The organism is Kitasatospora sp. NPDC023118 (genome assembly GCF_055560875.1).
On the sequence record NZ_JBVHHW010000027.1, the window covers coordinates 46,528 to 54,223 of the forward strand.

At 73.6% G+C, this 7,696-nt stretch carries 7 protein-coding genes; 4 read left to right on the plus strand and 3 right to left on the minus strand.

Annotation, left to right across the window (positions count from 1 at the left end; all coding sequences use genetic code 11):
• Positions 1 to 8: 8 nt before the first annotated feature.
• Positions 9 to 419: a 4'-phosphopantetheinyl transferase family protein gene (locus ACZ3UD_RS29170; RefSeq protein ID WP_465594062.1), complete on the minus strand. Its 411-nt coding sequence runs from the start codon at positions 417 to 419 to the stop codon at positions 9 to 11.
• Between the two features lie 236 nt (positions 420 to 655).
• Here ACZ3UD_RS29170 and ACZ3UD_RS29175 point away from each other — a divergent pair, with 236 nt between their 5' ends.
• The gene (locus ACZ3UD_RS29175; protein WP_465594065.1) at positions 656 to 928 is read left to right on the plus strand and encodes a helix-turn-helix domain-containing protein; all 273 of its coding nucleotides are present in this window, start codon (positions 656 to 658) and stop codon (positions 926 to 928) included.
• Positions 929 to 1,056: 128 nt separating this feature from the next.
• On the opposite strand, the gene ACZ3UD_RS29180 is transcribed toward ACZ3UD_RS29175, so the two are convergent.
• The gene (locus tag ACZ3UD_RS29180) at positions 1,057 to 2,112 is read right to left on the minus strand and encodes an AfsR/SARP family transcriptional regulator (protein ID WP_465594068.1); all 1,056 of its coding nucleotides are present in this window, start codon (positions 2,110 to 2,112) and stop codon (positions 1,057 to 1,059) included.
• Between the two features lie 655 nt (positions 2,113 to 2,767).
• Positions 2,768 to 3,391, minus strand: a complete 624-nt coding sequence (locus ACZ3UD_RS29185) for a TetR/AcrR family transcriptional regulator C-terminal domain-containing protein (RefSeq protein WP_465594071.1) — start codon at positions 3,389 to 3,391, stop codon at positions 2,768 to 2,770.
• Positions 3,392 to 3,773: 382 nt separating this feature from the next.
• Between ACZ3UD_RS29185 and ACZ3UD_RS29190 the strand changes: the two genes are divergently transcribed.
• The 3 genes from ACZ3UD_RS29190 (at position 3,774) to ACZ3UD_RS29200 (ending at position 7,585) form a co-directional block, all read left to right on the plus strand.
• Positions 3,774 to 5,276 (plus strand): hypothetical protein, encoded by a 1,503-nt coding sequence (locus ACZ3UD_RS29190; RefSeq protein ID WP_465594074.1) that lies wholly within the window; start codon positions 3,774 to 3,776, stop codon positions 5,274 to 5,276.
• A gap of 528 nt (positions 5,277 to 5,804) precedes the next feature.
• Entirely contained in the window at positions 5,805 to 6,668 is an 864-nt protein-coding gene (locus ACZ3UD_RS29195) for a hypothetical protein (RefSeq protein WP_465594077.1), read from the plus strand.
• Between the two features lie 155 nt (positions 6,669 to 6,823).
• Positions 6,824 to 7,585 (plus strand): YcnI family copper-binding membrane protein, encoded by a 762-nt coding sequence (locus ACZ3UD_RS29200; RefSeq protein ID WP_465594080.1) that lies wholly within the window; start codon positions 6,824 to 6,826, stop codon positions 7,583 to 7,585.
• Positions 7,586 to 7,696: the final 111 nt, after the last annotated feature.

The following is a 7,696-nucleotide window of genomic DNA, read 5'->3' on the forward strand; positions in this document are numbered from 1 at the left end:
TGTGTCCTTCACAGTCCGGTGGGGATGGGCGAAAGCTCGGTACAGCGCAGGGCGCCGGGGCGCCCGTGCTCGACGGCGACGGCCAGGACGTGCTCCGGGCCGGGACGCAGCAGGTCGAACCACCAGCGGTCTCCGGCGCCCGCGGGCCGCTCGAAGTCCTCAACGGTGATCCGGCCGGCTGCGGGCCCCCGGAAGCGGAACCCGCCGAGTCCCCGGGTCATCCCGGTGCCCAGGGCCTTGAGGTACGACTCCTTCAGCACCCACAGCTCACTCAGCCTGGCGTGGCGCGCCGCGGGTTCGAGGGCCGCGAGCTCCGCGCGTTCGGCGGCGGCGAAGTGGCGGCTGAGGTGACCGGCCGACACGGGGTCGGCCGGCGCGCGTTCCACGTCCACACCGCAGGCACGGTCCTGGGTGACCACGCAGGCGATGAGGCCGTCGGTGTGCGAGAGGTTGAATCTGACGCCCTCGCACCCCGGTTCCGGCTCGGGCCGGCCGAACTCGCCGAGCCGGAACCGCCAGCCGTCCGGCGGACGGCCGGTGCGGGCGCTGAGCGCGTGGCGGCAGAGCAGCCGCGCGCCCAGGTAGCGGCGCCGGGCGCCGGCGGTGCGCAGCCGCTCGTGCCGGGCCCGAGATCGCCGCCCTCGCCGCGACCGGGGTGTCCAACCGCGACATCGCCGGCCAACTGGTGCTCTCGGTACGGACGGTGGAGAACCACCTGCACCGCGTCTACCACAAACTGGCGGTCACGGCCCGAGCCGAGCTGGCCCGGGTGCTGGGCCAGGCGGAGGCCGCCGAGCCGGTGCCGCTCAGCGGTGTCCGGGCGGCGCCGGCGGCGGCTCCGGTGGCAGGCGCGACGGTCGAGCGGACGCGGTCCGGACGGAGACCGCCGGGTGCCGCCAAGGGCCAGGGTTGCCGGGCTGCCGGCTGATCCGCCCCGTACCCGCACCCGGGTGCCCGGCCCGCGCGAGGATCCCGGGCGCGCAGCCGCCCGACCGGACACCTGGCGACCCGTCGGCCGGGCGGGCGCCGGAGCCCGCCGGCCCGCGGTCCGGGTGCTCACCCCGTACCGGCCGAGCTGGTACCGGACCGCCCCCGGCAGGGCAGCTCGTAGGGCAGGTCATCGCGCACCGCCGCCAGGTGGTGCGCGGGCTCGCGCTGGTCCACCAGGGCCGTCAGGTGCTCGACCGCCGCCCGCAGACCCTGCTGATCACAGATCAACTGCTCGACCTGAAGCCTGAGTTGGAGAATTTCGAGAGTGGTGGGGAGATCGCCGCCGGACCGCGCCGCCGCCGGCAGCGCGTCGCCCGGCTGCCAGGACCGGCCCGGCTGCCGGGACTGTCCGCGCCGGCCCGACCGATCGGCCTCCGGCGCGAGTTGACGGCTTCTGGCGGACAGCAGCGAGACCGGCGCCAGGCCGCGCTCGCCGCTGGGACGACCCCGCTCCCGGCCGGTCCCGGCGGGCTCCTCGACCTCCCGGCCGCACCGCTTGAGCGCGACCGCCAGCTGCTCGTGGAACCTCTCGCGCCCCGGGTGAGCGGTGACCAGCTCCTCCAGCTGGCCCACCACCTGCCACTGCAGGCCAAGCCGCAGCGCGGCGTCGTAGAGGTCCTCCAGCGCCCGCAGCCGCTCCTCCTCCAACTGCGCCGCGGCACCGGCGCAGAGGGGGCCGCCGGCCCCGCCGTCCAGGGCCGGGCCGCGCCACAGCTTCAGCGCCTTGCACAGCAGCGAGTAGGCGGTCCGCGGGTCGCTCGCCACCAGCCGGCGCGCCCGGATCACCTCCATCCGGAAGTGCGAGCTGTCGATCTCGTCCGGCCGGGCCTGCAGCAGGTAGCCGGCGCCGCGGGCGATCAGGCGCGGCGCGTTGGCCCGCGCGGGCTCCGCCTCGATCAGCACCTGGCGCAGGCGCGACACGTGCGCCTGGAGGGCGTTGACGGCCTTGTCCGGCGCGTCGCTGCCCCACAGCTCCCGGATCAGCAGGTCGGTGGGCACCGGCGCGCCCAGCCGCGCGAGGAGCGCGCCGAGCAGCATCCGCTGCTTGGGACTGTTCAGCTGGACCCGCCGCCGCCTGGCCTCGTCGAAGATCTCAGCAGGACCCAGGATCCGGAACTGCATCTCTACCCCCATAGCTCGGTGCGGCCCGTGCTGCCCAGCAGCCTCGAGTCGACCACGAGTCAGCCTCCAGTACGTGAGTACGAGCTACTCAAACGTGTTCGAGCGACTGCCCGGCCACCCCACCGCGCCGCCGCTCCCGGGCCGCACGCCCGCCCCGCACGGCGCCCGAAGGTGAGTAGCGGCTACTCAGGTCCCATCGCCCACCCGTATGGTCGAGTGGACCGCGGACGCGAGCCGGCGCGGACCACCCGGCTGCGGCGGGGGCGTGCACCGCGTTCGACCACATGAGCTGGACGGGAACATCGCCACTCCCGTCCGCGGGTTTCACTGACCTGAGAACGGCCGTACCGGGAGCCGGCCCGCGATCGGCCTCGTTGACGGGAGATCACCGATCTCGCCCTGGCCGATCTCCGAGTACCAGCCGACCCGGGTGTCGCTGCGGGCGGTCAGGATCGCAAACTCGCCGTCCGCTACGAGGCAACGGTGCTGGTCGCAGCCATCAACGAGTGGCTGCGACCAGCACTATCGAAACACTCCCCAAGGGGAACGGGAGCCGTCACGGTGTCCGGGGGAGAGGCTGAGCACTGCGCGCGTCCGGGCCGTCATCGGCCGGGACGGGCGACGGGCTGCGCCGCGCTCACAGCTGCAAGGCGCGTCAGCTCTGCTGCTGGGCCCGAAGGTCGTCCAGAACGTCCTGGAAGCCGCGGATCAGGAGGGCGAGACCGGTTTCGAAGGCCCGCTCGCGAAAGTCGGGCGCGGCGTTCAGGAGGGGGCCGAGTCCGGGCGGGAGCTCCTCGGGCGTCGCGGCCGGGCGTCGCGGCTTCTCGATGTGGACGGCCGAGCCGAGCAGGAAGTACTCAAGGGACTGCACGACGGTCAGCACCTGGTCCTCCGGCCAGCCGGCCGCGCGCAGCATGGTGAAGGCGTTGGCGTAGCCCTGGAGCGCCGCGATGGACTCGGTCGGCCGGGCGGCCAGCAGCGGCACCGCGTTCGGGTGGGCGGCGAACGCGGCGCGGTAGGCGCGGGCCCAGGTGTCGAGTGCGGTCGTCCACGGCTGGACGCTCGGGTCCATCCCCATCTCGGCGACGATGAGGTCGCACATCCCGTCGATGATCTCGTCGCGTCCCGAGACGTAGTTGTAGAGCGACGGGCCCTTGACGCCCAGCCGGGCCGCGAGCCGGGTGGTCGACAGCGCGTCGGCGCCCTCCTCGTCGACCAGCTCCAGGGCGGCCCGCATGATCCCCTCCCGGGTCAGCAGTTGCCGCGGCGGTCTGCCCATCCGTCGCTCCTCTTCCCTCCGGCCTCGCCACCCCCGGTGTGTGCTCTGGTCGCCGACTAGTGTACGTTCCTGATCAGGCAAAACTACTGGCTCTAGTTTTAGGGTGCTGGTGGATAGCGCCCGGCGCCGAACCTGCGGCCCCGGGCAAGGGGTTGGGGTGCCTCGCGCCTCCACGACTCCCGGCCGACGGCGGAATTCGGCCTCCACCAGCCCGACCACCCTCGACACGGGCCGGTAGCCGCCCGGGGGCGTGATCGCACTTCCGCGTTTCCTTTCCCTGTGGCGGACCATGCCGCCGTGGCATATGGCATGCCCCTGACATATTCCCACGTCGGCGCACGGCTCCTTTCCCGTCCCTCTTTCGCCGAAGGTGACTCTCCGCATGAACATGCGCACCCTCGCGCTGCCCGCGCTCGCCGCATCCGTTGTGCTCACGCTCAGCGCCTGCGACCCGACGACGCCGGCCGCGCAGCCCGCCGATGCCGCGGCCGCCGCCAACGCCGCTCCGGCCGGCCCGGCCACCACCCACGACAACTCCACCCCGGCCGGCGACGGCAAGGTGCCCCTGGTCGCCCCCGCCGCCGACCGCACCCCGGCCGCCCAGCCCGCCCCGCCGACCACCCCGTCTGCCACCCCGTCGGCCACCCCGTCCGCTGCCAAGACGTCTGCCGCGGCACCCTCCCCGTCCCCGTCCGGCACGCCAGCCGTCGTGACCGGCACGCCCGCACTCAAGCTCGCCTCGTACGACCAGCAGTCCGGCAAGGCCGTGCTCGCCGTCGCCGACACGGGCAAGGGCACCCCGAGTCCGTCCGCCACGGCCGCGGTCGCCGCCGCCGTCAAGCCCGGCCAGGTGATCGACAGTCCGCCGTCCGCCGCCGCGCCGCACGGCGCCCTGCTCGCGATCACCGACGTCAAGCCGGCCGCCGCCGGAAAGGTCGAGGTCGCCACCCGCCCGGCCACCATCTCCGAACTCCTCGGCAAGACCTGGGCGAACATCAAGACCGCCCTCGACCCGCACAAGATCCAGGTCACCCCGCAGCTCAAGGACGTCAAGGTCTCCTACGTCCCCCGCCCCGACGGCGGCCAGGGCTCCGCCTCCGCCGCGCTGAGGCTGGACGCCAACGACACCGTCGACCTGCCCGGCGGGGCGAAGGCCCAGCTCACCGGCTCGATCGAACTCGACCCGAGCGTCACCTTCTCCTACCAGGGCAGCGGCATCCTCAGCCTCGACCAGGCCAGGGTCGGCTTCGACCTCGGCGCACACGCCAACTGGCGCGTCACCGCGGGCCTCAGCAAGGAGACCGGCCCGGTCAAGATCCCGATCGCCACGCTCACCTCCCCCTACACCGTGATGGTCGGCGAGGTGCCCGTCGTGATCACCGTCAGTCTCACCGTGTACGCCGAGGTCTCCGCCGACGGCACGGTCACCGTCGACGTCGCCCAGGCCGCCGACGGCGACTGGGCCGTCCACGCCGACTACACCAAGGCCTCCGGCTGGACCGGCACCAGCGAGCCGATCAAGACCAACGTCTCCCCGGTCAAGGCCGCCTTCACCGGCAAGGCCCAGGTGCGCAGCGGCCTGGTCGCCGACGGGTCGGTCGCCCTCTACGACTCGGTGGGCGTGAAGGCCACCGTCGAGCCGTACCTCAAGGCCGCGGTGGACGGTTCCGTCACCATCGACAGCAGCGCCGGCAAGCCGGTCGTCCAGGGCAAGGCCGACCTGTCCGGCGGCATCGAGATCGACGGCGCCGTCCTGGGCCGCATCGCCGTCTTCGGCACCCCGCTGCTGGAGAAGGACCTGCCGTTCAAGATCTACCAGCACGAATGGCCGATCGTGACCGCCGCCTACACCAACGCCAGCCCGAGCACCACACCGAAGAACTGACGCAAGGCCGGACCCGCCGTCGGGGCCCGGTGACCGCGCCGGGCCCCGACGAGAGGGCCGAAGCCGACGACCTGACGTAGGACGGCAGGTTCTCGGCATGGCCCGAGGGCTCAGGATGGACGTCGGCCGTCACAGTCGGCGATGTGGGCCCGACGGTCCGGTCAGGCCGAAGAGTCCGGTCGACGGCATGGCCGCCGTCCGCCCCGGACCGGCCCGTCAGCCCGCCAGCCCGCCATGGTCGTCACCTGATCGAGGGAACCGCTCTTGGCCTGGTCGAGGAGGTCCCGGAACTGGTCGGCACCCAGCTGGATCTGCCGGCCGAAGTCGTCGGCGATCCGGACACGGCCTCGACGCCGCCGCGCGGTTGATGGCGGGCACCGGGCACGGCGCCGCTCCGCAGGGATGTGACACGTTCACTCGGCCATGCTCACCCATGGCGTCGCGCCGGTCGCCGAAAGTGTCGGGATGGGAACGATACGGGGGGAGCCCGGCCGGGACGGTGGACGCGGGTGTCATGATGTCCCGGCCATGTCTGCCCCGAGAACCGAGCCCGTACCCGCGCCGGTACGTGCCGCCGCGCTCGACCTTCGCGCACTGCGGGCTCTGCCCTTCGCGACGGTCTGCGTCGTGCTGGCCGCCGGCGGGCATGCGCTGGCGTCCGGCAGCGCGATACCGCCGGGTGCGCTGCTGCTCGGGTGGGCGCTCGTCGGTGCCGTCGCCGTGCTCGCGGCGCGGCGGGAGCACTCACTGCGGGCGATCGTCGGCGGCCTGGCCGCGGGACAGGGCGGCCTGCACGTCCTCTTCCACGCCGCGCAGTGCGGTCGGCAGGTTCCAGCGGCTGCCGGTCCGACCAACCCGTCCTCCTCCATGGGCGCGATGCCCGGGATGCACGGCATGCCCGGGATGCACGGCATGTCCGGCATGGCCGGCATGGCCGGCATGGCCAGGGCCCTGTCGGCGGGCAGCGGGCGGCCCGGTCCGTCGGCCACCCATGTTGCGGCGGGAAGCGGCACTGCTCCGCACGTCGTCGTGGCGACCACGCACGTTTCCTTCTGGAGCCACGCGGCGCTCCTGGGGCTGAGCCCCGCGATGCTCGTCGCGCACCTGGCGGCGACCGTCGCCGCGGGGTGGTGGCTGTGGCGGGGCGAGGTGGCCGTCTGGCGGCTGGTCCGGCTGACGGCCGAGACCGTCACCGCGGCGGTTCACGCCCGCGCGGCATCGCTGCGCGGGGCGCTGGCCCTGTTCGCGACGCTGCGCGGCGGGACGCACGGACGGTCGCGGGCCGCTGCCACGCACTTCGTGCCCACCGAGGGCCGGTGGTGGCTGCCGCGGTGGACGTTGCTTCGACACGTGGTGATCAGACGCGGCCCGCCGCCCGTACCGGCCGCCTGACCGGAACGGGAACACCGACCGGCCACGGCCGTCCGCCCCTCCTCTGATCACATACGCGTGCTCCGCCTCCACGGGCAGCAGCGCCGGGTCACCCGCGCGCCCGCCGCCCGTGCGCACCGGCGTGCGCGTGCCTCCGACCTGGAGACCACACAGCCATGAGCCTGCCCCTGAAGAAGCGCCTCGCCGCCGCCTGCGCCCTGGGCGCCGCGACCGTCATCGTCGCGGCCGTGCCGGCGTCCGCGCACGTCATCGTGCAGCCGTCCAGCGTGCCCAAGAACGCGACCGACCAGACCTTCGCGTTCCGCGTGCCCAACGAGGACGACAAGAACAGCACCGTGAAGGTGGAGATCGACTTCCCCACCGACCACCCGATCCCCTCCGTCAAGGTCGCGCCGGTGCCGGGCTGGACCGACGCGATCCAGACCACCAAGCTCGCCGCCCCGATCCACACCGACGACGGCGACATCACCGACGCCGTCTCCCAGGTCGTGTGGACCGGCGGCCAGATCACCCCCGGCCACTTCCAGGACTTCACCGTCGACCTGGGCGCACTGCCCGACGGCACGGACAAGGTCGTCTTCAAGGCCCTGCAGACCTACAGCGACGGGAACATCGTGCGCTGGATCGAGGAACCCCAGGACGGCCAGCCCGAGCCGAAGAACCCGGCGCCGGTGCTCAAGCTGACCGCCGCCACCGCCGGCGACTCCGATGCTCCCGCCCCCAGCGCCGCGGCGAGCGCCAAGGCCGACCCGGCGCAGGCGAACACGACGAGCACCGCCACCGCGAAGGCGAGCGGCAGCGACTCCACCGCCCGCGCTCTGGGCATCGCCGGCATCGTGGTCGGTGTCCTCGGCGCGGTGACGGGCGTCGTGCTCGGCCGTCGTGGCCGTGGCACCGGCCCGGACGCCTCGGCGTAAGCGCCCGGGCGGGGTGGGGGTGTGAAAATCCACGCCGGAACAGGCCCGCGGGGGGGCCGGGCACCCGGGGAACGGGATGCCGGGGGGTGGGGACAAGGTTTTCAGAATATT

What these genes read in the sequence shown, in the direction of transcription:
- ACZ3UD_RS29190 (WP_465594074.1), top strand. Translation starts at nt 3,774, where the DNA reads ATGAACATGCGCACCCTCGCGCTGCCCGCGCTCGCCGCATCCGTTGTG.
- ACZ3UD_RS29200 (WP_465594080.1), top strand. Translation starts at nt 6,824, where the DNA reads ATGAGCCTGCCCCTGAAGAAGCGCCTCGCCGCCGCCTGCGCCCTGGGC.
- ACZ3UD_RS29185 (WP_465594071.1), bottom strand. Translation starts at nt 3,391, where the DNA reads ATGGGCAGACCGCCGCGGCAACTGCTGACCCGGGAGGGGATCATGCGG.
- ACZ3UD_RS29195 (WP_465594077.1), top strand. Translation starts at nt 5,805, where the DNA reads ATGTCTGCCCCGAGAACCGAGCCCGTACCCGCGCCGGTACGTGCCGCC.
- ACZ3UD_RS29180 (WP_465594068.1), bottom strand. Translation starts at nt 2,112, where the DNA reads ATGCAGTTCCGGATCCTGGGTCCTGCTGAGATCTTCGACGAGGCCAGG.